This is a genomic window from Bradyrhizobium sp. WBAH42 (assembly GCF_024585265.1).
In the GTDB taxonomy this organism is placed as follows: Bacteria; Pseudomonadota; Alphaproteobacteria; order Rhizobiales; family Xanthobacteraceae; genus Bradyrhizobium.
The window spans coordinates 976411-998437 of the sequence record NZ_CP036533.1 but is presented as its reverse complement, the minus strand read 5'-3'; the positions used below and the strand labels follow the sequence as shown (position 1 = coordinate 998437).

General features: G+C 65.7%; 24 protein-coding genes. 12 read left to right on the top strand and 12 right to left on the bottom strand.

The window, feature by feature from the left end; genetic code table 11:
- Positions 1-23: 23 nt before the first annotated feature.
- The 6 genes from DCG74_RS04715 to DCG74_RS04690 all read left to right on the top strand — a co-directional run bounded on the left by DCG74_RS04715 (position 24) and on the right by DCG74_RS04690 (position 4075).
- Complete coding sequence (locus DCG74_RS04715; protein WP_172787786.1) at positions 24-623, top strand: class I SAM-dependent methyltransferase; 600 nt, start codon at positions 24-26, stop codon at positions 621-623.
- Positions 624-679: 56 nt separating this feature from the next.
- Positions 680-1258 carry an NADPH-dependent FMN reductase gene (locus DCG74_RS04710; protein ID WP_172787785.1) on the top strand — a complete coding sequence of 193 codons (579 nt, stop codon included), beginning with the start codon at positions 680-682 and terminating at the stop codon, positions 1256-1258.
- Positions 1259-1264: 6 nt separating this feature from the next.
- Positions 1265-1975, top strand: a complete 711-nt coding sequence (pyrF, locus tag DCG74_RS04705) for an orotidine-5'-phosphate decarboxylase (RefSeq protein WP_172787784.1) — start codon at positions 1265-1267, stop codon at positions 1973-1975.
- A 25-nt stretch (positions 1976-2000) separates the two neighbouring features.
- Entirely contained in the window at positions 2001-2312 is a 312-nt protein-coding gene (locus DCG74_RS04700; RefSeq protein ID WP_036003256.1) for a DUF1330 domain-containing protein, read from the top strand.
- Positions 2313-2612: 300 nt separating this feature from the next.
- The gene (dapB, locus tag DCG74_RS04695; RefSeq protein ID WP_172789470.1) at positions 2613-3428 is read left to right on the top strand and encodes a 4-hydroxy-tetrahydrodipicolinate reductase; all 816 of its coding nucleotides are present in this window, start codon (positions 2613-2615) and stop codon (positions 3426-3428) included.
- A 23-nt stretch (positions 3429-3451) separates the two neighbouring features.
- A complete protein-coding gene (locus DCG74_RS04690; RefSeq protein ID WP_172789471.1) occupies positions 3452-4075 on the top strand; it encodes a 2,3-bisphosphoglycerate-dependent phosphoglycerate mutase in 624 nt (207 codons plus the stop codon).
- A 131-nt stretch (positions 4076-4206) separates the two neighbouring features.
- Here the strand turns inward: DCG74_RS04690 and DCG74_RS04685 are convergent, their stop codons facing one another.
- Both DCG74_RS04685 and DCG74_RS04680 read right to left on the bottom strand, forming a co-directional pair.
- Entirely contained in the window at positions 4207-5103 is an 897-nt protein-coding gene (locus DCG74_RS04685) for a bifunctional helix-turn-helix domain-containing protein/methylated-DNA--[protein]-cysteine S-methyltransferase (RefSeq protein ID WP_172789472.1), read from the bottom strand.
- A 54-nt stretch (positions 5104-5157) separates the two neighbouring features.
- Positions 5158-5691, bottom strand: a complete 534-nt coding sequence (locus DCG74_RS04680; protein WP_172789473.1) for a DUF2244 domain-containing protein — start codon at positions 5689-5691, stop codon at positions 5158-5160.
- Positions 5692-5713: 22 nt separating this feature from the next.
- Between DCG74_RS04680 and nth the strand changes: the two genes are divergently transcribed.
- Complete coding sequence (gene nth, locus DCG74_RS04675) at positions 5714-6466, top strand: endonuclease III (RefSeq protein WP_172789474.1); 753 nt, start codon at positions 5714-5716, stop codon at positions 6464-6466.
- A gap of 22 nt (positions 6467-6488) precedes the next feature.
- Here nth and DCG74_RS04670 read toward each other — a convergent pair whose 3' ends face one another.
- The 3 genes from DCG74_RS04670 to DCG74_RS04660 form a co-directional block, all read right to left on the bottom strand.
- Positions 6489-7229, bottom strand: a complete 741-nt coding sequence (locus DCG74_RS04670; protein ID WP_172789475.1) for a sulfate transporter family protein — start codon at positions 7227-7229, stop codon at positions 6489-6491.
- Positions 7230-7602: 373 nt separating this feature from the next.
- On the bottom strand, positions 7603-8055 hold the full coding sequence (gene nikR, locus DCG74_RS04665; protein WP_172789476.1) for a nickel-responsive transcriptional regulator NikR: 453 nt from the start codon (positions 8053-8055) through the stop codon (positions 7603-7605).
- Positions 8056-8254: 199 nt separating this feature from the next.
- Positions 8255-10729 carry a heavy metal translocating P-type ATPase gene (locus DCG74_RS04660; RefSeq protein WP_172789477.1) on the bottom strand — a complete coding sequence of 825 codons (2475 nt, stop codon included), beginning with the start codon at positions 10727-10729 and terminating at the stop codon, positions 8255-8257.
- Between the two features lie 63 nt (positions 10730-10792).
- On the opposite strand from DCG74_RS04660, the gene DCG74_RS04655 reads away from it, so the two are divergent.
- Positions 10793-11068, top strand: a complete 276-nt coding sequence (locus DCG74_RS04655) for a metal-sensitive transcriptional regulator (protein WP_172789478.1) — start codon at positions 10793-10795, stop codon at positions 11066-11068.
- A 233-nt stretch (positions 11069-11301) separates the two neighbouring features.
- Here the strand turns inward: DCG74_RS04655 and DCG74_RS04650 are convergent, their stop codons facing one another.
- A complete protein-coding gene (locus DCG74_RS04650) occupies positions 11302-12267 on the bottom strand; it encodes a YiiX/YebB-like N1pC/P60 family cysteine hydrolase (RefSeq protein ID WP_172789479.1) in 966 nt (321 codons plus the stop codon).
- 192 nt (positions 12268-12459) lie between these two features.
- On the opposite strand from DCG74_RS04650, the gene DCG74_RS04645 reads away from it, so the two are divergent.
- Positions 12460-13848: an NAD(P)/FAD-dependent oxidoreductase gene (locus tag DCG74_RS04645; RefSeq protein ID WP_172789480.1), complete on the top strand. Its 1389-nt coding sequence runs from the start codon at positions 12460-12462 to the stop codon at positions 13846-13848.
- Here DCG74_RS04645 and DCG74_RS04640 read toward each other — a convergent pair whose 3' ends face one another.
- The 5 genes from DCG74_RS04640 to rpmI all read right to left on the bottom strand — a co-directional run bounded on the left by DCG74_RS04640 (position 13849) and on the right by rpmI (position 19021).
- The gene (locus DCG74_RS04640) at positions 13849-14619 is read right to left on the bottom strand and encodes a sulfite exporter TauE/SafE family protein (RefSeq protein WP_172789481.1); all 771 of its coding nucleotides are present in this window, start codon (positions 14617-14619) and stop codon (positions 13849-13851) included.
- Positions 14620-14675: 56 nt separating this feature from the next.
- On the bottom strand, positions 14676-17084 hold the full coding sequence (pheT, locus tag DCG74_RS04635; RefSeq protein ID WP_172789482.1) for a phenylalanine--tRNA ligase subunit beta: 2409 nt from the start codon (positions 17082-17084) through the stop codon (positions 14676-14678).
- The gene (pheS, locus tag DCG74_RS04630) at positions 17081-18163 is read right to left on the bottom strand and encodes a phenylalanine--tRNA ligase subunit alpha (protein ID WP_172789483.1); all 1083 of its coding nucleotides are present in this window, start codon (positions 18161-18163) and stop codon (positions 17081-17083) included. The genes pheT and pheS overlap by 4 nt, the downstream gene beginning before the upstream one ends.
- Before the next feature lie 218 nt (positions 18164-18381).
- Entirely contained in the window at positions 18382-18741 is a 360-nt protein-coding gene (rplT, locus tag DCG74_RS04625) for a 50S ribosomal protein L20 (protein WP_027550107.1), read from the bottom strand.
- A 79-nt stretch (positions 18742-18820) separates the two neighbouring features.
- Positions 18821-19021, bottom strand: coding sequence for a 50S ribosomal protein L35 (gene rpmI, locus DCG74_RS04620; RefSeq protein ID WP_008539890.1), 201 nt, complete (start codon positions 19019-19021; stop codon positions 18821-18823).
- 273 nt (positions 19022-19294) lie between these two features.
- Between rpmI and DCG74_RS04615 the strand changes: the two genes are divergently transcribed.
- Positions 19295-19699, top strand: coding sequence for a hypothetical protein (locus DCG74_RS04615; protein ID WP_172789484.1), 405 nt, complete (start codon positions 19295-19297; stop codon positions 19697-19699).
- A 65-nt stretch (positions 19700-19764) separates the two neighbouring features.
- Here the strand turns inward: DCG74_RS04615 and infC are convergent, their stop codons facing one another.
- Positions 19765-20304: a translation initiation factor IF-3 gene (infC, locus tag DCG74_RS04610; RefSeq protein WP_080134054.1), complete on the bottom strand. Its 540-nt coding sequence runs from the start codon at positions 20302-20304 to the stop codon at positions 19765-19767.
- A 249-nt stretch (positions 20305-20553) separates the two neighbouring features.
- Here infC and DCG74_RS04605 point away from each other — a divergent pair, with 249 nt between their 5' ends.
- Together DCG74_RS04605 and DCG74_RS04600 are read left to right on the top strand one after the other, a co-directional pair.
- On the top strand, positions 20554-21342 hold the full coding sequence (locus DCG74_RS04605; RefSeq protein ID WP_172789485.1) for a carboxylesterase: 789 nt from the start codon (positions 20554-20556) through the stop codon (positions 21340-21342).
- A 141-nt stretch (positions 21343-21483) separates the two neighbouring features.
- Entirely contained in the window at positions 21484-21972 is a 489-nt protein-coding gene (locus DCG74_RS04600; protein ID WP_172789486.1) for a nuclear transport factor 2 family protein, read from the top strand.
- Positions 21973-22027: the final 55 nt, after the last annotated feature.

Genomic DNA, 22027 nt, shown 5'->3' with positions numbered 1-22027 from the left:
CCGCGGTTCCGTCCGGTCCCGACATGCCATTGCCATCGTCCGCGCGTGCGTTGAAGAAGCCTCGTCTTGACGACGAGGTGCGCTTTCTCAGGTCGTGGATCGAAAAGCCCCTGCACATGGGCGCGGTGATGCCGTCCGGCAAGCTGCTGGCGCGGACCATGGCTCATTACGTCGATCCCGATTCCGACGCACCGGTGGTCGAGCTCGGACCCGGCACCGGCGCCATCACCTCCGCGCTGATCGAGCGGGGCGTCGACCAGAAGCGTCTCGTTCTCGTCGAATACAATCCCGGCTTCTGCGCGCTGCTGCGTGACCGCTACCCGCAAGCCAAGGTGGTGCAGGGCGATGCCTATCGCCTGCGCGATACGCTCTGGAATGTCTTGAGCGCGCCGGCCAGTGCGGTCGTGTCCGGCCTGCCGCTCGTCACAAAACCGATGCTGACGCGGCTGCGGCTCGTCCGCGATGCCTTCACCGCTCTCGCACCTGGTGCGCCCTTCATCCAGTTCACCTATGCGGTGGTGCCGCCGATCCCGAAATCGCTGCCCGGCGTGTCCACAGAGGCCTCGGAACGGATCTGGATGAACCTTCCGCCGGCCCGCGTCTGGGTGTATCGCAAGCATTAATTCCGCCGGCTCCTCCTTTGCGCGGCGGGCTCGTTTCGCCGAACGCGTGGGATTGGATGCCAGCTCCCAAGATCCTGATCATTCCCGGCTCGCTGCGCACCGGCTCGCACAATGCGAAGCTGGCGGCGGTGGCGGCCTACGAATTCGCGCAGGCCGGCGTCGACGTCACCCGCATCTCGCTCGCCGATTTTCCGCTGCCGATCTACGACGGCGATCTCCAGGCCAAATCCGGCGTGCCCAAGCACGCGATCAATCTGAAGCGCATGATCGGCGCGCATCACGGCGTCCTCATCGTCTCGCCCGAATACAACGCCTCGGTGCCGCCGCTGCTGAAGAACGCGATCGACTGGGTCAGCCGCGTGCACGAGCTGCACGAGGCGCGCGGCGAGGTGTTCCGCAACCGCGTCTTCGCGCTTGCCGGCGCGTCCCAGAGCCGGTTAGGTGCCGCCCGCGCGCTGCAGGCGCTGCGGCTGATCCTCTCCTCCTGCCACGCCAATGTGATTGCGAGCCAGCTCACGCTCGCCTTTGCCGACCAGGCCTATGACGATATGGACAGGCTGAAGAACGAGGGCGATATCGCCGCCTTGAAGGAGCTGGTCGCGCAGTTGATCGACGTTTCCCAACGCATGATGTGAGGTGACATGACACCAGCCGAAATCGCCCCAAAGGACCGCCTGATCGTAGGCCTCGATCTGCCCAGCGTGGATGCCGCGGAGGCGATGGTCGCAAGGCTCGGCGACAGCGTCACCTTCTACAAGATCGGTTATCGCCTCGCTTACGCCGGCGGGCTGCCCCTCGTCGCCAAGCTTGCCGACAGCGGCAAGAAGGTCTTTCTCGATCTCAAGCTGCACGACATCGGCAATACGGTGATGCAGGGTGTTCAGAGCATCACCAGGCTCGGCGCTACCTTTCTGACCGTCCATGCCTATCCGCAGACGATGAAGGCGGCGGTCGAAGGTTGCGCGGGCTCCGGGTTGAAAATTCTCGCCGTCACTGTGCTGACCTCCTACAACGACGACGACCTGCATGCGGCGGGCTATCGACTCCACGTTTCCGAACTGGTTGAAGCGCGGGCGGCGCAAGCGCAGGCGCTTGGCGTTGCCGGCATTGTCTGCGCGCCGGAGGAGGTCGGCAATCTGCGCAAGGTCGTGGGGCACCAGACGAGTCTCGTCACCCCAGGCATCCGGCCCGCCGGCACGGCCGCTGGCGATCAAAAGCGCATCATGACCCCCGGGCGCGCGATCGCTGCGGGTGCCGACTACCTCGTCGTTGCGCGACCCGTGATCGAGGCTGTCGATCCCAGGGCAACAGCCGAAGCCATCCACGCCGAGATCGCGCAGGCGCTCGGTTAACCCACCAACAACAGGGAGAAGAACAATGGCAAAGGGTTACTGGATCGGGCGTGTCGATGTCAGCAATGACGAGGGCTACAAGCCCTACGCGATCGCCAACGGCCCGATCTTCAAGAAATGGGGCGGCCGTTTCGTCGTCCGCGCCGGCAAGTTCACCGCCGTCGAAGGCGCGAGCCGCAACCGCAACGTCGTGATCGAATTCCCGGACTACGAGACCGCGCTCGCCTGCTACAACTCGCCGGAATACCAGGCCAACATCAAGGTGCGCCAGCCGCACTCGATCGCCGACCTCATCGTCATCGAGGGCTATGACGGCCCGCAGCCGCAGGACGGCTGAGGCTCTTTCTTACCCTCCCCTGGAGGGGGAGGGTCGCTGAGCATGGAGCGAAGCGGAATGCGCAGCGGGGTGGGGTGATCTCTCCACGCGGGCACTGTTCGTCGCGGAGGGACCGTCACCCCACCCCGCTCGCGCTGCGCGCGATCGACCCTCCCCCTCCAGGGGAGGGTAAGAGCGCGTCACCGCCCCAGATCGACCCTCCCCCTCCAGGGGAGGGTAAGAGCGCGTCACCGCCCCAGATCCCCCTCGGTTGCCGGAACTGCCTCCCCCCGCTACAACGGCTCCGAAGAGGATCACACCATGTCCGACATGCGGTTGATTGTTGCGGGAGCCGGCGGCCGGATGGGCCGGGCGCTGGTGCGGGCAATTGCCGAGAGCAAGGGTGCGGTGCTGGCCGGCGCGCTGGAGGCGCCGGGCTCCGACCTGCTCGGCAAGGATGCCGGCGTGCTCGCAGGCCTGCCGGCCAATGGCATCAAGCTTTCCGCCGATCTCTGGGCGATGTCCAAGGACGCCGACGGCATCCTCGATTTCACCGTGCCGGCGGCGACCATCGCCAATGTCGCGATCGCCGCCGAACGCGGCCTCGTGCACGTCATCGGCACCACCGGGCTGTCCGGCTCCGACAATGCGGTGATCAAGAGCGTCACCAACCGCGCCGTCGTGGTGCAGTCGGGCAATATGAGCCTCGGCGTCAACCTGCTTGCCGCCGTGGTCAAGCGCGTCGCCAAGGCGCTCGACCAGAGCTTTGACATCGAGATCGTCGAGACCCATCACCGCATGAAGGTCGATGCGCCCTCGGGCACCGCGCTGATGCTGGGCCAGGCCGCAGCCAGTGGCCGCGGCGTCAGCCTCGATGACCATTCCGAGCGTGGGCGTGACGGCATCACCGGCGCGCGCAAGCCCGGCCATATCGGTTTCGCCTCCTTGCGCGGCGGCACCGTCGCCGGCGATCACAGCGTGACCTTCCTCGGCGCGTTCGAGCGCCTGACGCTGTCGCATCAGGCCGAGGACCGCATGCTGTTCGCACATGGCGCGCTCAAGGCGGCACTATGGGCGCATGGCAAGAAGCCGGGGCACTACTCCATGGCCGACGTGCTCGGCCTGTCCGACATCTAAACTGAAAAACACGGAAAGCAGTGATGAGCGAACGTCTTCTCGTGCTCGTGCGCCATGGCCAGAGCGAATGGAATCTGAAGAACCTGTTCACGGGATGGAAGGACCCTGACCTCACCGAACTCGGCGTGAAGGAAGCCAAGGAAGCCGGCCGCAAGCTGAAGGCACAGGGCCTGGTGTTCGACGTCGCTTTCACCTCGGTGCTGACGCGCGCGCAGCACACGCTCGATCTCATTCTTGCCGAGCTCGGCCAGGAGGGGCTGCCGACCTCGAAGGACCTCGCGCTGAACGAGCGCGACTACGGCGATCTCTCCGGTCTCAACAAGGACGACGCCCGCAAGAAATGGGGCGAGGAGCAAGTCCATGTCTGGCGCCGCTCCTACGATGTGCCGCCGCCCGGCGGCGAAAGCCTGAAGGACACGCTGGCGCGCGCACTGCCGTACTACGTGCAGGAGATCCTGCCCGGCGTGCTCAACGGCAAGCGCACGCTGGTTGCCGCCCACGGCAACTCGCTGCGCGCGCTGATCATGGTGCTGGAAAAGCTCTCGCCCGAAGGCATTTTGAAGCGCGAGCTCGCGACCGGCGTGCCGATCATCTACCGCCTCAACGCCGACTCGACCGTGGCCTCGAAGCTGGATCTGGCGGGCTGAGTTTCGCCACACACGCGGTGCCGTAGGGTGGGCAAAGCGCAGCGTGCCCACGCAGCGTCAGCGGTTTAAGAGAGATGGTGGGCACGGCGCTTTGCGCCTTTGCCCACCCTACGGCAGTGTGCTTGTTACGCCTACTGCAGCCCCAGCTGCCCGGCTTCCCAGCCCAGCATGGCCTGCTTGCGGGTGATGCCCCAATGATAGCCGGTCAACGTGCCGCTCTTGCCGAGCGCGCGGTGGCAGGGCACGACGAAGGAGACCGGGTTCTTGCCGACGGCCGCGCCGACGGCGCGCGAGGCCTTCGGATTGCTGATGTTGCAGGCGATGTCGGAATAGGACACCGCGCGCCCCATCGGAATTCTCAAGAGCGTCTCCCACACCCGGACTTCGAAATCGGTGCCGATCAGCACCACGCGCAGCGGCTGATCCGGCCGCCACAATTTTGGATCGAAGATGCGCGCTGCGAGCGGCGCGGTGCCGTCGTGATCTTCCACATAGGTGGCGTTCGGCCAGCGCCGCGTCATGTCGGCGAGCGCGATCTTCTCCTCGCCGTGATCGGCGAAAGCGAGGCCCGACAAGCCGCGGTCGGTGGCGATCACGATCGCGGTACCGAACGGCGAGGGATGGAAGCCGTAGCGCAGGGTGAGGCCGGCGCCGCCGTTCTTCCACTCGCCCGGCGACATCGCCTCATGCGTCACGAAGAGATCGTGAAGCCGGCCCGGCCCCGACAGGCCGGAGTCGAGCGCCGCGTCGAGGATGCTGGCGGAATCCCGCAGCAGGTTCTTGGCGTGGTCGAGGGTGAGCGCCTGCATGAAAGCCTTCGGCGTGATCGAAGCCCAGCGGCGGAACAGATGGTGCAGCTCATCCGGGGTCACGCCGGCGGCATCCGCCATCGCCTCGATGGTCGGCTGCGCGCGCCAGTTCGCCGAGATGAAGGCGATCGCCCGCCGCACCGAATCATAGTCGCGCAACGCGGCGTTCTGGGTGCCCGGCTTGGTCAGGCGCTGGTCATGTATCGCAAGGGTCATCATGACTGGAAATGTAGGGAAGGGGGCGGCGCGAAACCACCCGATTTCCGACTGTGCTCAGGTCACCGGATTATAGGTCGGGCCACGCCGCGCGGCGTTCAGGGCTCCAACCAAGGCATTGTAAAAGCTCGATTTTTCTTCCGGCCCGAGAAAGCCTGCGATGAGCAGCCGGCGGCCGCGGGAGATCAGATAGAGGTGCTCGATGCCGTATTCCTCGTCGACCTCCTGGTCGAGCCTGACCCAGAGCGGATTGAAGGTCCATTCGGCAACCTGGCCGCGATGGCTGACGCGTCGCACCCGCAATTCCGTCGGCGTCACCACGATCTCCTCGCTGGCCCGTGCCGCGCGAAAATTGACCTTGAAGGCCCACCAGATCACGAGCACGTCGAGACCGAAGAAGCCGAACACCGGCCAGGCGCCCATCATCAGGAAAGCGACGCCCGTGACGAAGCTGACGGCGCTCAGGAACAGCATTACGGCGAGAAAGCCGGTGCGGTTCAGGGAGCGGTGCGGCGTCAGCAGCGCGGAGAAGATCTGAGGCTCGTCCTCGCTTTCAGATCGCGGCCACGCAATTTCGTTGCCTGTGCTCATCGTCCATCAGTATATCCCGATCATGGCGAAAATCACCCGCAAGCCGGTCCCGCGCAAAGCGGCCGTGCCGAAGAAAAAGGCAAAGCCGGTCGCTACCAAGCCGAAAGCGCCCGCGAAGAAATCGCTCAAAGCCACCAGACCCTGGACTCCCGCCGAGATCCGCGAGGTCTTCAGCCGTTTCCGCAAGGCCAATCCGGAGCCGAAGGGCGAGCTCGAGCACGTCAATCCGTTCACGCTCCTGGTCGCCGTGGTGCTGTCGGCGCAGGCGACCGATGCCGGCGTCAACAAGGCGACGCGGGCGTTGTTCGAGGTCGCCGATACGCCGCAGAAGATGCTCGATCTCGGCGAGGAGCGCTTGCGCGACTACATCAAGACCATCGGCCTCTACCGCACCAAGGCGAAAAACGTCATCGCGTTGTCGGCGAAGGTGCTCAGCGATTTCGGTGGCGAGGTGCCGCGCACGCGGGCCGAGATCGAGTCATTGCCCGGTGCAGGACGCAAGACCGCCAACGTCGTGCTCAACATGGCCTTCGGCGAGCACACCATGGCGGTCGACACGCACGTCTTCCGCGTCGGCAACCGCACCGGACTTGCGCCGGGCAAGACACCGCTCGAGGTCGAGCTCGGTCTCGAAAAGGTAATCCCGGCCGAGTTCATGCTGCACGCGCATCATTGGCTGATCCTGCACGGCCGCTATACCTGCCTCGCCCGCAAGCCGCGCTGCGAGGTCTGCCTGATCAACGATCTCTGTCGCTGGCCGGAGAAGACGGTCTGAGACAGCGCCGTGCCGGGTGCATTTATCGCACCTGCCGCGCCGGCTCGATCAGCTCGGGCCGCGGGCCTGACAGGCGCTTGTGCATGTGGACCATGAAGGCCATGCCGAAGATCGGCGTCGCCAGATTGACGATCGGGATCGAGACGAAGGCGGCGATGAACAGACCGGCGGTGAAGATGGTCGCGGCATTGTCGCGCCGCATCGCCTTGGCTTCCTCCGGCGGGCGGAAGCGCATCGCGGCGAGCTCGAAATATTCGCGGCCGAGCAGCCACGCCGCGGCGATAAAGAAGATCAGGAAGCCGGCGCCGGCGAACAGCACCAGCGGCAGAGCGATCAGATAGACCAGGATCGTCAGCAGCGCGGTCTTGATGCCCTCGAGCATCGCCTGGCTGAACGGAAGCGCGGCGCCCGGCCGCTCGGCGGGATAATGTTCGCGCTCGACGATCTCGGCGACGTCGTCGACGAACAGGCTCGCCACCAGCGAGGTGATCGCAGGCATCAGGAAGATGCCGCCGAACACCACACCGAGGCCCGCCGCGATTGAGACGATCCACGAGAGAACCTCGAGCGAGGAATGCCAGCCCGGCCCGAGCAGGCCTTCCAGCCACACCTCGCCGGAGGTCGCAAACCAGCTGAGCAGCCGCTGCAAGCCGATCGCCAGCACGGTGATCAGCACCAGCGCAAGCCCGATCGACCGCCACAGGATCGAGCGCATCGGCGGCGAGATCATTTGCGACAGCGCCTTGATGGCGGCATCCAGCATGGGGGACCCTCGGAGGTAAACGACCTGCGAGAGGTAGAGATGCAGGGCGACTTCGGCAAGGGCGGGGGCCGCGCTGCCGTCGGCCGCGAGCGCGGCGCGAGCCCTTGCTTACCCTCCCCTGGGGTATCGCATATGACTTGTGGCGGCGGTCTGCGCGCACGCCTCGTCCTTCGAGACGGCGCTGACGCGCCTCCTCAGGATGAGGCTAATCATCGTCAGTGCCCGTTGAAACTGCTGCCGCGCACTCCGCCCTCATCCTGAGGAGCCCGCCTCAAGCGGGCGTCTCGAAGGATGGCCGCAGGGAAAAGCTCTCAAATGCGATAGCCCTCCCCTGGAGGGGAGGGTAAGAATCGCCACTCTCTCCCCGAGTAGCCTACTCGTGCCGATGGCCATGCCCGTGCCTGCGCGCCTTCGCCGGCTTGCCGTCGCCCGTCGGGATCATCACCACGCGGCCGTAGCGCACGCCACGCTCGGCGATGATGTGGTCGGCGAAATGCCTGACCTCGGCGGCCGCGCCGCGCAGCGCCGTCATCTCCATGCAATTGTTGTCGTCGAGGTGGACGTGCAGCGTCGCCAGCGCGAGGTCGTGATGGCCGTGGAATTCCTGCACCAGCCGTTTCGACAGATCGCGCGCCGCGTGGTCATAGACGTAGACGAGGCCGGCGACGCATTGGCCGGTCTGCGCGGTATCCTCGGTGCTCTGCTGCAGGCCGGCGCGCGCGAGGTCGCGGATGATCTCGGAGCGGTTCTGGTAGCCGCGCGCTTCAGCTGCGGCATCGATCTCCGCCAGGAGATCATCCTCGATCGTGATCGTAATCCGCTGCATCAGGTCCTCCGCGGGCGCCGCTCTCTCTCACCTCGCCCCGCTTGCGGGGAGAGGTCGGAATTCAAGCGTAGCTTGAATTCCGGGTGAGGGGGACTCTCCGCGAATCCAATTGTCACCGTCCCTGTGGAGACTCCCCCTCACCCCAACCCTCTCCCCGCAAGCGGGGCGAGGGCGCGCACCGACCTCGCAGCCAAAGCGGTCACAGCCGCATCGCACGCAGCCGCAGCGCGTTGCCGACGACGCTCACCGAGGACAGCGCCATCGCCGCCGCGGCGATGATCGGGGAGAGCAACAGACCGAACGCCGGATAGAGAACGCCGGCCGCGATCGGAATCCCGGCGGCGTTGTAGATGAAGGCGAAGAACAGGTTCTGCCGGATGTTGCTCATCGTCGCCTGGGACAGTTTCCGCGCGCGGACGATGCCGACGAGGTCGCCTTTGAGCAGCGTCACGCCGGCGCTCTCCATCGCAACGTCGGTGCCGGTGCCCATGGCGATGCCGACCTCGGCCGCCGCCAGCGCAGGCGCGTCGTTGACGCCGTCGCCGGCCATGGCGACGCTGCGGCCGGCCTTCTGCAGTTTTGTCACCACCGCGCTCTTCTGGTCCGGCAGCACCTCCGCTTCGACCTCGGCGATGCCGAGCCGGCGCGCCACGGCCTCTGCCGTGGTGCGGTTGTCGCCGGTCAGCATGATCACCTTGATGCCTTCGCCCGCGAGCGCCTTCAGCGCCTCCGGCGTCGAGGCCTTGACCGGATCGGCGATCGCGAACAGGCCGGCCAGCCGGCCGTCGACGGCCATGTTGATCACGGTGGCGCCGTCGCCGCGCAGCCGTTCGGCTGCGGCGTCGAGCGATTGGGTATCGATGCCGATCGACGACAGATATCTGGCATTGCCGAGCACGACGGTCTTGCCGTCGACGTTGCCGGTCGCGCCCTTGCCGGTCGGTGAATCGAACTGCTCGACTTGCCCGAGATTGAGCTGCTTCTCCTTGGCCGCGCGCACGATGGCGTCGGCCAGCGGATGCTCGCTGGCACGCTCGACGGTGGCCGCCAGCCGGAGGATGTCGTCCTCCGCAAAGCCGGACGCCGGCACGATCGAGACCACCTTGGGCTTGCCCTCGGTCAGCGTGCCCGTCTTGTCGACTACGAGCGTGTCGATCTTCTCCATCCGCTCCAGCGCCTCGGCGTTCTTGATCAGGACACCGGCTTGCGCGCCGCGGCCGACGCCGACCATGATCGACATCGGGGTGGCCAGGCCCAGCGCGCAGGGGCAGGCGATGATCAGCACGCTGACGGCGGCGACGAGGCCGAAGGCGAGCCGCGGCTCCGGTCCGAACCAGGCCCAGGCGGCAAAGGCGGCGACGGCGACGACGATCACTGATGGCACGAACCAGCCGGCGACCTGGTCGGCCAGGCGCTGGATCGGCGCGCGCGAGCGCTGTGCGTCCGCGACCATCTGCACGATCTGCGACAGCAGCGTCTCGCGCCCGACCTTGTCGGCGCGCATGATGAAGCTGCCGGACTGGTTCAGCGTGCCGGCGATGACTTTTGCACCTTGCTCCTTGGTGACCGGCATGGACTCGCCCGTCACCAGCGATTCGTCGAGCGACGAGCGGCCTTCGAGGATAACGCCGTCGACCGGCACCTTCTCGCCGGGGCGGACGCGCAGGCGATCGCCGGCGTGCAGCGTGTCGATCTCGACCTCATGTTCGCTTCCGTCGGCATCGACGCGGCGCGCGGTCTTCGGGGCGAGCTGGAGCAGCGCCTTGATCGCGCCCGAGGTCGCGTCGCGGGCGCGCAGCTCCAGCACCTGGCCGAGCAGCACCAGCACGGTGATGACCGCGGCCGCCTCGAAATAGACCGCGACCGCGCCCTCATGGCCGCGGAAGGTGGCCGGGAAGATCTGCGGTGTGACCGTGCCGAGCACGCTGTAGACATAGGCGACGCCCGTGCCCATCGCGATCAGCGTGAACATGTTGAGATTGCGCGTCAGCAGCGATTGCCAGCCGCGGACGAAGAATGGCCAGCCGGCCCACAGCACCACGGGCGTTGCGAAGACGAGCTGGATCCAGTTCGACAGCGTCGGATCGATCCAGCTGTGGGGGCTTGCGAGATGGCCGCCCATCTCCAGCACCACCGGCGGCAGCGACAGCACGCCGCCGATCCAGAACCGCCGCGTCATGTCGGCGAGCTCCGGATTGGGGCCGGTCTCCAGGCTTGCGACCTCAGGCTCCAGCGCCATGCCGCAGATCGGGCATGTGCCCGGCCCGACCTGGCGGATCTGCGGGTGCATCGGACAGGTGTAGATCGTGCCCGCGGGCATCTCAGGTTCGGGCGCCTTTTCCTTGGCAAGATACTTGGCAAGATACTTGGCGGGATCGGCGGCGAACTTGGTGCGGCAGCCGGCCGAGCAGAAATGGAAGGTCTCGCCGTGATGTTCGAAATGATGTTTCGAGGTCGCGGGATCGACGCTCATGCCGCAGACGGGGTCTTTGACCTTGGTTGCGGCGTTGCCATGATCGTGGGCGTGATGAGGGCCATGGCCGGTATGATCGCCGTGGCCGCCGCAGCACGAGGGAGCCTCGGGCTTGGCCGCCGGCGCTGCAGCTTTCGTGGAACAGCCGCACCCGGCAGGCGTTTCCGCGCTGTGACGATGCTCGTACTCGTTGTTGTTCATTGCCATGTTCCGGCCTTTGCGCCTGGTCTTGAAACCTATACCCGGTAGGGGTATATAGACGCCATGCGCAAGGACATCAAGGTATCCGTCGGAAAACGTCTCGGCCGGATCGAGGGCCAGGTTCGTGGCCTCTCGAAAATGGTAGACGAAGACCGCTACTGCATCGACATCGTGACGCAAATCGCAGCGGTGCGCGCCGCGCTGCGCCGGGTCGAGGAAGAGGTCCTGAAGGATCACGTCGCCCATTGCGTCGAGCACGCCATCGCGAGCGGCGACAAGGCCGACCAGCGCGCCAAGATCGCGGAGTTGATGGCGGTGATCGGACGGGCGGAGCGGTAACCCTCGCGCTCTCCGCCGTCATTGCGAGCGCAGCGAAGCAATCCAGACTTTTACCGCGGAGGCAGTCTGGATTGCTTCGTCGCAAGAGCTCCTCGCAATGACGGTGGAATCTCGTAGGGTGGGCAAAGCGGAGCGTGCCCACCATCAGTCAGTGATCGCGTGAGAACGTGGGCACGGCGCTTCGCGCCTCTGCCCACCCACGAGACCGGGCGAGATCTCTCCGCGCGCCGAACCTAAGCCGCCATCTCCCGCGTCTGCGCGCGGTACACCGCGAGCTCGCTGAGCAGCACAAAGTGCTCGGAGAAAACAACGCTGGCTTGCGCAGGTGGCGCGTTCACTTCTTCAGCCGGAATCTCAGTCGGCGTCTCTTCGTCAATCGCCTCAGGAACGAGCGGCGGCGCACGGAGCGTTTCTGGAAACACACTGAACGTGCCCGCCACCTCCTCGAGCGGCTTTTGCTTGTCGGCCCAGTGCAGGGCGGTGTAGTCGAATCCATTGACGATGGTGGGTTTGACCACCTCGAAATAGGGCGAGATGTCGAAGTCGCGGGGCATGTAGAGCGAGGAATCGCGGATGTGCAGGATTTCGCGCCGCGCGGCGCGGCTGCCGGCCTTGGTGATCTTCGGCAGGATCGGGTAGCGCACGGCGTCGAAGGCCTGCGCGATCAGCGCCGAGCAGATGATCTTGGTCGGGTCGCCCGAGCCGATCGCGATCATGCGCCGGCGCCAGCGCTGCGGTATCGGCAGCGGGAACAGATAGCGCATGAGGTCGACGATGTTCTTGGTGTCGTAGCCGAACCCGATGCGGTTGATCGCATAGCGGCAGACCGTGGTGCGGTCCTCATAGGACAGCCCGACCGGGCGGCAGAGGCGGGTGTGATAGGGGAAATATTTCGACAGCGGTGCCGAGGTGACGCCTTCGCCGATATTGGCCTCGATCAGAACATGCGGCTCGCCGTTGGGCTCCTCTGCCCCCTCGATCGGACCGACATAGAGCGCGGCATGCGACCAGGTCGACTGCGTCAAATATTTGATGATGCCGGAGATGCGGTTGTTGCCCTCGACCAGCAGCACGTCGCCGGGCGCGATGACGCCGCGCAGATGCTCCGGGTCGCTCGGCGTGAACGGCTCATAGCCCGGCACCTCCTTTGAGAGGTACGCGGCAATCAGCTTGCCGACAGAATCCAGGACCGTCCCCATCTCGAACTCCCCCCACGGCCTTTTCCGGCCGTCTTTTTCCCTTCTCTATCATGGTCGAAACGTGTTGCAATTCGGTTCATCGCTCTGTGAGATCAAGCATGATTGATTCACCATGATGGTTGCTGCGCAACATCAGATACGGCAAGGTTCGCGGGCTGTTCCCGTTCGCCGCAAGTCCCCGGAAACCATGACATGACAATCACGCGCCGCGGCTTCCTTTCGGCGTCCGCGGTCCTTGCGGCGATGCCGGTGCTGCGCGCATCCGCCGCGCCCCTGCCGCGCGAGGCCGACATCGTGGTGATCGGTGCGGGGGCTGCGGGAATTGCCGCGGCGCGGCGTATCATGGCAACGGGCCGCAAGGTCATCGTGGTGGAAGCAGCATCGCAAGTCGGCGGCCGCTGCATCACCGACAGCACGACCTTCGACACCCCGTTCGACCGCGGCGCGCGCTGGATGCACAATCCCGACACCAATCCGATGATCCGGCTGGCGCGCAGCGCCGGGCTCGACGTGCTGCCGGCGCCCTCGGGCCAGAAGATGCGCATCGGCCGCCGCAACGCCCGCGCAGGCGAGACCGAGCAGTTCCTGGCCGCCCTGGTGCGCGCCAACCGTGCCATCGACGAGGCCGCGCGGGGCAAGCTCGATACCTCCTGTGCCGCCGTGCTGCCGAAGGATCTCGGCGACTGGGCCGGCGCGGCCGAGTTCACGCTCGGCGCGAGCTTCGCCGGCAAGGACCTGAAGGAGCTGTCCGCGATCGACAAGGGACGCGCGCAGGACCGCAACGCAGCGATCGCCTGCCGTCAGGGCCTGGGCACGCTGATCGCCAGGCTCGCCGAGCAGGCGCCGGTGGCGCTGTCGACGCCGGCGAGCCGCATCGCCTGGAGCAACCGCGACGTCAGCATCGAGACGCAGGCCGGCAAGATCGCGGCGCGTGCCGCCATCGTCACGGTCTCGACCAACGTGCTGACATCGGGCGCCATCAAGTTCGCCCCCGACATTCCCAAGCGAACGCTGGATGCGGCATCGAAGCTCAGCCTCGGCAGCTACGATCGCATCGTGCTGCAGCTGCCGGGCAATCCGCTCGGCCTCACGCGCGACGACATCCTCATCGAGCAGAGCAATTCGACCCGCACGGCGTTGATGTTCGCCAATATCGGCGGCTCCTCGCTGTGCTCGATCGATGTCGGCGGCTCGTTCGGCCGCGATCTCTCGGAGCAGGGCGAGAAGGCGATGGTGGCCTTTGCCAAGGAGTGGATCGCAAAGCTGTTCGGCAGCGAGGCTGCTTCCGCCGTGCAGAAGACCAGCGCCACGCGCTGGAATGCCTCGCCCTACGTGATGGGCGCAATGTCGGCGTCTGCGCCCGGCGGCCAGCTCTCGCGAAAGATTCTGACCGAGCCGATCGGCAATGTCTTCCTCGCCGGCGAAGCCACGCACGAGACGCTTTGGGGCACCGTCGATGGCGCCTGGGACAGCGGCGAACGCGCCGCGGATGCAGCCCTGCGCAAGATCGGCGCGCTCAAGGACGAGCCTGCGGATGTGCCGACGCAGTCGACCAAGAAGCGGCGCGTGCCGAGGCAGTAGTTACCGCAACACGCCGTCCAACGCCGGCAGCCCAAAGATCACGGCCATCGCAATCAGCGCGTAGCAGATGCCGCGAAACACTTTCTCGCTCGCGCGCCCGAACAGCGAGGCGCCGAAGGCGACGCCGAGGGCGTAGACGGGGCCGACGATCAGCGACAGCACCAGCGATTCGCGGCTGATCAGGCCGGTGGTTGCGTAGCTGACCATCGAGAAGAAATCCGACGCGCCGAAGAACAGCACGATGTTGGCGCGCGCGACGATCGGCGCGATCGGGCGGCCGAGCCAGTAGCCGACGATCGGCGGGCCGCCGGTCTGCGCGAGACCGCTGCAGAAGCCGGAGAGGCCGCCGATGCCGACCGACAGCCAGGCGTGGTCCTTGCCGCGATAGCGCCACCCCGACAGCAATAGCAGCAACAGCGCCGCGACGAAGCAGGAGATGATCCAGCGCGTGGTGACGGGTTCGAGCACGCTGAGGAAATAAGTGCCGATGGGTACGCCGATCAGCGCGCCCAGCACGATGACCGCGGTGGCCTTGCGATCGGCCTTCCGCCAGGCCTCGGGCAGCAGCGGCGCGGCCGCGACGAAGTCGATGACGAGCAGCAGGGCTGCAACGAGCCGCGGCGCCGCGAAGCTGCTTGCCAGTGGCATGAAGATCAGCGCCGCGCCGAAGCCGGAGAAGCCGCGCGCGGTGCCCGAAACGAAAGCGACGGCGCAGAGCGCCGTCGCGATCGTGAGGCTGAAGTCCTTCGGAAGGAAATCAGCGAAGGTCATGCTCTATGACTCCCAAGCATGACTTTTGTCCGAAAACCGCTTCACACTTTTCGGCGTCATGCTCGCAAAACGCCGCCGGTCTTCTTGGTGACCTCGGCCACGATCTTGGCGCCGACGGCCTCGATCTCCTGATCGGTCAGGGTTTTTTCGCGGGGCTGAAGCGTGACCGCGATCGCGATCGACTTCTTGCCGTCATCGATGCCCTTGCCCTCGTAGACGTCGAAGACGTTGACGCCCGTGATCAGCTTCTTGTCGACGCCTTGCGCGGCGCGAACGATGTCGCCGGCCCTGACGCCGCGGTCGACAATGAACGCGAAGTCACGCGACACCGGCTGGAACGCCGAGAGCTCGATCAAGGGCTTGGCGCGCGTCGGCTTCTTCTTGGCCTCGGGAATGCGGTCGAGGATCACCTCGAACACGACAAGCGGCCCGTCGGCGCCGAGTGCCTCGAGCGCTTTGGGGTGCACTTCGCCGAAATATCCGAGCACGTTCTGCGGCCCGATCTGGATCGTGCCGGAGCGGCCCGGATGCAGCCAGCCGGGACCACCCGCCACGATCTGCAGCGCCTGCATCGGCGCGCCGGCGGCCGCCAGCACCGCCAACGCATCGGCCTTGGCGTCGAACACGTCGGCCTGCGCCGAGCCGGACCAGTGCCGTCCGAGACCTTCAGATGAAGCAAGGCCGCGGCGCACGCCACTCGCCGCCATGAACTGGTCCTGGGGGCGATCGCCCTTGAACACCTGGCCGACCTCGAACAGCGCGACATCGCCGAAGCCGCGATCGGCATTGGCCTGCGCCGCCGCGATCAGGCCGGCGAGCAGGGTCGGGCGCATGTCGGAGAGATCCGAGGCGATCGGGTTCGCCACTTCGAGCTCGCGCTGTCCGCCGCCGAACAATTCGGCGGCCGGCTTGGCGATGAACGACCAGGTGACGGCTTCGACCATGCCGCGGCTTGCGAGCGCGCGCCGCGCGCGGCGGGTGCGCAGCTGCAGCGGCGTGAGCACCGGCTTGCGCGGCTCGTCGCCGCGCTCGAACGGCGTCATCGGCACCTTGTCGACGCCGAAGATGCGGACGATCTCCTCGACGATGTCGGCCTTGCCGTGCACGTCGGAGCGCCACGAGGGCACCGCGACCTTCACCACCGGGCCGGGACCCGCCATCATGAAGCCGAGATGGGTCAGGATGCGCTTCATCTCGACCTGCGGCACCTCGATGCCGGAGAGGCGCTTCACCTCCGTGACCGGGAAGTCGATCACGCGGTCGTCGGCGAAGGCTTTGCCGACCACGACTGTTTCGGACGGCGTGCCGCCGCACATCTCCATCACCAGCTTGGTCGCGAGCTCGACGCCGGGCACCATGAAGGCCGGATCGACGCCGCGCTCGAAGCGGTAGCGCGCGTCCGAATTGATGCCGAGCTTGCGGCCGGTCTGGGCGATGTTGATCTCGTTCCACAGCGCCGATTCGATCAGCACGTCAGTCGTGTTCTCGTCGCAGCCCGAGGCTTCGCCGCCCATGATGCCGGCGAGCGATTCGACGCCATGCTCGTCGGCGATCACGCAAATGGCGGGATCGAGATTGTAGGTGCGGCCGTCGAGCGCCAGCAGGCTCTCGCCCTCGCGCGCGCGGCGCACGACGAGATTGCCCTTCACCTTCCTGGCGTCGAACACGTGCAGCGGGCGCGCACGGTCGTAGGTCATGAAGTTGGTGATGTCGACCAGCGCGTTGATCGGACGCAGCCCGATCGCGGTCAGCCGCTTCTGCAGCCATTCCGGCGACGGTCCGTTCTTGACGCCGCGCACCAGGCGGAGCGCAAAACCCGGACAGAGCGTGGCATCCTCGACCGTGACCTTCACGGGGCAGGGGAATTCGCCCTTGATCGGCTTGATCGTAGGGTCCTTGAACCTGCCCATGTCGGCGGCGGCGAGATCGCGCGCGATGCCATGCACGCCGGTGCAGTCCTGCCGGTTCGGCGTCAGGTTGATCTCGATCACGGGATCGCCGAGCCCGGCCCATTCGGCGTAAGCCGCGCCGATCGGCGCGTCCACGGGCAATTCCATGATGCCGTCATGGTCGTTGGAGATCTGCAGCTCGGCCGCCGAGCACAGCATGCCGCGGCTCTCGACGCCGCGAATGGTGCCGACGCCCAGCGTGATGTCCTTGCCGGGAATGTAGGTGCCGGGCGGTGAGAACACACTGACGAGGCCCGTGCGCGCATTCGGCGCGCCGCACACGACCTGCACCGGCGCACCACCGTCGCCGGTATCGACCATGCAGACCCGCAGGCGATCCGCATTCGGATGCTGCTCGGCCGAGATCACCTTCGCAATGGTGAACGGCTTCAGCGCCTTCGCCTTGTCCTCGATGTTCTCGACCTCGAGCCCGATCATGGTGAGCTTGTCGGCGAGCTTGTCCAAAGGCTCGTCGGTCTCGAGATGATCCTTCAGCCAGGAGAGGGTGAATTTCACGTGCTCAGCCCTCCGGCAAGCGTTGGTACTTCGAGCGGCTTGAAGCCGTAGTGGGACAGCCAGCGGACGTCGCTGTCGAACAGCTGGCGCAGGTCGGCGATGCCGTATTTCAGCATGGCGATGCGGTCGATGCCCATGCCCCAGGCAAAGCCCTGGTACTCGTCGGGATCGATGCCGCAGGCGCGCAGCACGTTCGGATGCACCATGCCGCAGCCGAGGATCTCGAGCCAATCCTCGCCCTCGCCGAAGCGGATCTCGCCCTTGTCGCGGCGGCACTGGATGTCGACTTCGAGCGACGGCTCGGTGAACGGGAAGAACGAGGGCCGGAAGCGCATGTTGATGTGGTCGACCTCGAAGAACGCCTTGCAGAACTCGTGCAGGATCCATTTGAGGTGGCCGAGATGCGAGTGTTTGTCGATGACGAGGCCCTCGACCTGATGGAATTGCGGCGTGTGGGTCGCGTCCGAATCGATGCGGTAGGTGCGGCCCGGGCAGATCACGCGGATCGGCGGCTTCTGGCTCAGCATGGTGCGCACCTGCACCGGCGAGGTGTGGGTCCGCAGCAGCATGCGCGAGCCGTCCTCCCTCGGATGGAAGAAGAACGTGTCGTGCATCTCGCGCGCCGGATGGCCTTCCGGAAAATTCAGCTTGGTGAAGTTGTAGTCGTCGGTCTCGATATCAGGGCCTTCGGCCACCGAGAATCCCATGTCGGCGAAGATGGTGGTGAGCTCGTCCCAGACCTGGCTCAGCGGATGGATGCGGCCGGCCTCCGCCGCCGTATCGCGCAGCGGCAGGGTGACGTCGACGGTCTCGGACGCCAGCCGCGCATCCAGCGCGGCCGACTTCAGCACGTCGCGTCGCGCCGCAAGCGCCTGGCTGACTTCGTCCTTGGCCTGGTTGATCGCCGCGCCTTGCGTCTTGCGCTCGTCCGGCGACATCTTGCCGAGCGTGGCGAGCAGCGCCGAGATCGAGCCCTTCTTGCCGAGGGCTGCAACGCGCACGGCCTCTAACGCAGCCTCGTCGGCAGCCGCGGCGATGTCGGTGATGATCTGGGCTTGGAGCTGGGCAAGATCGGTCATGGCAATCCCTTTTGGCCAGGATGCTGAGCCGATGATCCTAGCCCGTCACGCCCGGCCCAAAAGCGCGAAGCGCGTCTTCGCGTTAGATTCGCCGGGCATCCACGTCGGAGAAGTTGTGCTTTGCGCGAGAGATGACGGCCGGGGCGATGAAGCGCGAGACGCGCCTCTGCCCGGGCCATCACAAGCTCAATGCTGCGCAAGTTGCGCAGTTGGGCGGCTTACGCCGCCAGCGCGGCTTTGGCCTTCTCGGCGATCGCCTGGAACGCGGCAGGCTCGCGGATCGCGAGATCCGACAGCACCTTGCGGTCCACGGTGATGCCCGACTTGGCCAAGCCGTCGATAAATCGGCTGTAGGTCAGGCCGAACGGACGGACGGCAGCGTTGAGGCGCTGGATCCAGAGCGCGCGGAAGGTGCGCTTGCGACGCTTGCGGTCGCGGAAGGCGTATTGCTGGGCCTTCTCCACGGCCGGCTTGGCGGCGCGGATGGTGTTCTTGCGGCGGCCGTAGAAGCCCTTGGCGGCCTTGTAGACTTTCTTGTGCTTGGCGTGGGCGGTCACACCGCGTTTGACGCGAGACATGACGAAATCCTTCAGAGATGACTTTGGTTATCGGATCGCCGCGCGGACGCGGCAGGGATGGCAATGATCGTGGACGCGATCAGGCGTTCGGCAAGAAGTACTTCTTGACGTTGTCGCCGTCGGTCTTGAACAGCACGCGGGTGCCGCGGAGCTGACGGATCTGCTTCTTCGTCCGCTTGATCATGCCGTGACGCTTGCCGCGCTGGGCGTGCATCACTTTGCCGGTGGCAGTCACCTTGAAGCGCTTTTTAGCGCCCGATTTGGTCTTCAGCTTGGGCATTTGGCTCTCCTAATGGCCACAGAGATCCGCCCGCGAAGGCGGCTGGACCGTCAATAATGCTCGTTAGAGCGTTGATTGTGCTCAGGTTTTGCGAACAAGCGCGAAACCCGCACGAGACACCGCCACGGCAGCCCGTAAATCAGCCGGGCGATGAAGGCTGGGCTTATGACAGAGCACAGGCCAATTGGCAACGATGAACCGCCAAAACCACCCCGCCGACTATTGGACGCTGCTACCCTCATGTCCAAGCCTTCTCGCTGAAGCAGGTCCAAAATGGCTCATTTCCCGCAACTTTTGATTTCACTGGCCGATTTCGCTCGTCCGCGCCGTCTGGCGCTGTTCGCCGTGCTCGCCGCGGCTGCGCTGCCTCAGGCCGCCGATGCCCGCGCCGGCCGCTATGACGGCATCTGGAACGTCACCTTCGCCACCACCCGCGGCAATTGCAGCTCGGGCTACAGCGTTCCCTTCACCGTGACAGGCACCCGCGTCTCCTCCGCCGGCGGCGGCCGGGTCTCGGGCCGGGTCAACCGCTCCGGCGCTGTCGCCGTCCAGGTCTCGGTCGGCGCCTCCCACGCCAGCGGCGGCGGCCGGCTCGCCCGCGTGAACGGCGCCGGGTCGTGGAAGGGCATCATTTTGGGCGACCAGTGCAGCGGCACCTGGCAGGCGACGCGGACCTGATACACAAACGGCCCGCCGGGGATCCGGACGGGCCGTTGCATTCTCAAGTCCCAAAGCGTTGCGCGTCAGCGCGGCGCCAGCACCATGACGACCTGGCGACCTTCGAACCGCGCGTCCTGCTCCACCTTGGCGAGCTCGGCGACGTCGGTCTTGATCTTGTCGAGCAGCTTGGTGCCGATCTCCTGGTGCGCCATTTCGCGGCCGCGATAGCGCAGCGTGATCTTCACCTTGTCGCCCTCTTCGAAGAACCGCTGCATCGCGCGCATCTTCACGTCGTAATCGTGATCGTCGATCATCGGACGGAGCTTGATCTCCTTGATCTCGACGGTCTTCTGCCGCTTGCGGGCTTCCGCGGCTTTCTTCTGGGCGGAATACTTGTACTTCCCGTAGTCCATGATCTTGCAGACGGGAGGGCTGGTATTCGGCGAAATCTCGACCAGATCCATGCCAGCTTCCTGGGCCATCCGGATGGCGACGACCGTTTCGACCGTGCCCTTGTTGTCACCGGTCTGGTCGATCAGCTGGATCTGCGCATTGCGGATATCATCATTGATGCGCGGCCCGTCTTTGCTGGCAGCGGGCGGAGCTTTATTAGGACGGCGAATGGGTGGTTCTCCAAAGTTGTGAAAGAAGCGGCTATTTTGAAGGAAGATGCGTTTGCGGGCAAGCAAGTCGCTGGTACGAGGCGCGAAAAACCCTCAAATGCGAGGCATTTTGGTCACGGCCCTCGGCACGCTGACCGACATAGACACCTTGCCTCTGTTCCGCAAGCGTCCCAAAGGACCAATAGCGATGCCGGTCGTCTTCGGAACAGGTCCGGACAGCTCAAACCGCACAGCCAGAGTAAACGTTCCATGACCGACGCAATTCCCGATGCCGCGCTTGAGTTCATCGATGTGGGCGAAGGGCGGTCCGCACGCCGGATCGCGGTGCGCCGCCGTCCCGGAAAAGGCCCCGGCCTGGTCTGGCTGGGCGGCTTCAAATCGGACATGCAGGGTGGCAAGGCCGTGGCGCTGGATGCCTGGGCCCACGAGCGCGGCCGCGCAATCGTCCGGTTCGACTATTCCGGTCACGGCGAATCCAGCGGCGATTTCGCCGACGGAACCATCGGCAGCTGGCTCGAGGACAGTTTTGCGGTGTTCGAGCGCTTTTGCGACGGCCCGCAAATCCTGATCGGCTCCTCCATGGGCGGCTGGATGGCGCTGCTGCTCGCCCGCGAGATCAAGAAGCGTGCCGGCAAAGCGTCGCTCGCAGGGCTCGTGCTGATCGCGCCGGCGCCCGATTTCACCGAAGAGCTGATGTGGAAGAATTTCTCGCCCGCGGTGAAGAAGGAGATCGAGACCAGGGGCTTCTGGCTGCGCCCGTCGGAGTACGGCGACGGCACGCCCTATCCGATCACGCGGAACCTGATCGAGGAGGGGCGCAACCACCTCGTGCTCGGCAGCGCCATCGATCTCGGCTGCCCCGTCCGCATCCTGCAGGGCGCGAAAGATCCCGATGTGCCGTGGCAGCATGCGTTCGCGCTCACCCATCGCCTGCCGGCCGACGACGTCGTGCTGACCATGATCCAGGACGGCGACCACCGCCTGTCCCGCCCCCAGGACATCGCGCGCATTCTTGCCGCGGTGGCGGAGATCGGGTGAAGTTGCAGTGCTCGCTGTCATTGCCCGCGAAGGCGGGCAATCCAGTATTCCAGAGGCCATCGTGCTTAAGCCGAGAAGCCGCGGCGTACTGGATGCCCCGCCTTCGCGGGGCATGACAGAAACGGGAAGGGAGAAACGCCAATGACAACCGTCACCGCCATGCTGCGGGCCTTCTGCGACGCGGTCGAGCAGCGCAACTGCAAAGCCTTCGCCGAGCTCTTCACCGAGGACGGCGTCTATCACGACGTTTTCTACGGTGCCTTCGCCGGCCGCACGAAGATCGCCGCGATGATCGACGACTGGTTCTATCGCACGGCGACGGATTTCCGCTGGGACATGCATGACCCCGTCACCGACGGCACCACGCTCTATGCGCGCTACACCTTCAGCTACAAATCGACATTGCCGGAAGCGAACGGCGCGCGCGCGATGTTCGAGGGCGTTGCGATCATGACGCTGAAGGACGGCAGGATCGCGAGCTATCATGAAGTCGCCAACACCGCGCCGGCGTTTGTCGACTTGAGATTTGCGCCGGAGCGGATCGCGAAGATCGTCGCAAAGCAGGGCGCCGAGCTCAAGGCGCGGCCGGAGATGCAGCGGCATCTAGCCGTCATTCCGGGGCGCGCGTAGCGCGAACCCGGAATCCATTCCTCCACCAACTCTGCCGTCCGATGGATTCCGGGCT

What these genes read in the sequence shown, in the direction of transcription:
- DCG74_RS04710 (WP_172787785.1), top strand. Translation starts at nt 680, where the DNA reads ATGCCAGCTCCCAAGATCCTGATCATTCCCGGCTCGCTGCGCACCGGC.
- DCG74_RS04660 (WP_172789477.1), bottom strand. Translation starts at nt 10,729, where the DNA reads ATGAACAACAACGAGTACGAGCATCGTCACAGCGCGGAAACGCCTGCC.
- DCG74_RS04715 (WP_172787786.1), top strand. Translation starts at nt 24, where the DNA reads ATGCCATTGCCATCGTCCGCGCGTGCGTTGAAGAAGCCTCGTCTTGAC.
- pyrF (WP_172787784.1), top strand. Translation starts at nt 1,265, where the DNA reads ATGACACCAGCCGAAATCGCCCCAAAGGACCGCCTGATCGTAGGCCTC.
- DCG74_RS04680 (WP_172789473.1), bottom strand. Translation starts at nt 5,691, where the DNA reads ATGAGCACAGGCAACGAAATTGCGTGGCCGCGATCTGAAAGCGAGGAC.
- nth (WP_172789474.1), top strand. Translation starts at nt 5,714, where the DNA reads ATGGCGAAAATCACCCGCAAGCCGGTCCCGCGCAAAGCGGCCGTGCCG.
- DCG74_RS04605 (WP_172789485.1), top strand. Translation starts at nt 20,554, where the DNA reads ATGACCGACGCAATTCCCGATGCCGCGCTTGAGTTCATCGATGTGGGC.
- DCG74_RS04600 (WP_172789486.1), top strand. Translation starts at nt 21,484, where the DNA reads ATGACAACCGTCACCGCCATGCTGCGGGCCTTCTGCGACGCGGTCGAG.
- DCG74_RS04645 (WP_172789480.1), top strand. Translation starts at nt 12,460, where the DNA reads ATGACAATCACGCGCCGCGGCTTCCTTTCGGCGTCCGCGGTCCTTGCG.
- pheS (WP_172789483.1), bottom strand. Translation starts at nt 18,163, where the DNA reads ATGACCGATCTTGCCCAGCTCCAAGCCCAGATCATCACCGACATCGCC.
- DCG74_RS04655 (WP_172789478.1), top strand. Translation starts at nt 10,793, where the DNA reads ATGCGCAAGGACATCAAGGTATCCGTCGGAAAACGTCTCGGCCGGATC.
- DCG74_RS04690 (WP_172789471.1), top strand. Translation starts at nt 3,452, where the DNA reads ATGAGCGAACGTCTTCTCGTGCTCGTGCGCCATGGCCAGAGCGAATGG.
- DCG74_RS04670 (WP_172789475.1), bottom strand. Translation starts at nt 7,229, where the DNA reads ATGCTGGATGCCGCCATCAAGGCGCTGTCGCAAATGATCTCGCCGCCG.
- rplT (WP_027550107.1), bottom strand. Translation starts at nt 18,741, where the DNA reads ATGTCTCGCGTCAAACGCGGTGTGACCGCCCACGCCAAGCACAAGAAA.
- DCG74_RS04650 (WP_172789479.1), bottom strand. Translation starts at nt 12,267, where the DNA reads ATGGGGACGGTCCTGGATTCTGTCGGCAAGCTGATTGCCGCGTACCTC.
- nikR (WP_172789476.1), bottom strand. Translation starts at nt 8,055, where the DNA reads ATGCAGCGGATTACGATCACGATCGAGGATGATCTCCTGGCGGAGATC.
- DCG74_RS04700 (WP_036003256.1), top strand. Translation starts at nt 2,001, where the DNA reads ATGGCAAAGGGTTACTGGATCGGGCGTGTCGATGTCAGCAATGACGAG.
- DCG74_RS04685 (WP_172789472.1), bottom strand. Translation starts at nt 5,103, where the DNA reads ATGATGACCCTTGCGATACATGACCAGCGCCTGACCAAGCCGGGCACC.
- DCG74_RS04640 (WP_172789481.1), bottom strand. Translation starts at nt 14,619, where the DNA reads ATGACCTTCGCTGATTTCCTTCCGAAGGACTTCAGCCTCACGATCGCG.
- DCG74_RS04615 (WP_172789484.1), top strand. Translation starts at nt 19,295, where the DNA reads ATGGCTCATTTCCCGCAACTTTTGATTTCACTGGCCGATTTCGCTCGT.
- rpmI (WP_008539890.1), bottom strand. Translation starts at nt 19,021, where the DNA reads ATGCCCAAGCTGAAGACCAAATCGGGCGCTAAAAAGCGCTTCAAGGTG.
- dapB (WP_172789470.1), top strand. Translation starts at nt 2,613, where the DNA reads ATGTCCGACATGCGGTTGATTGTTGCGGGAGCCGGCGGCCGGATGGGC.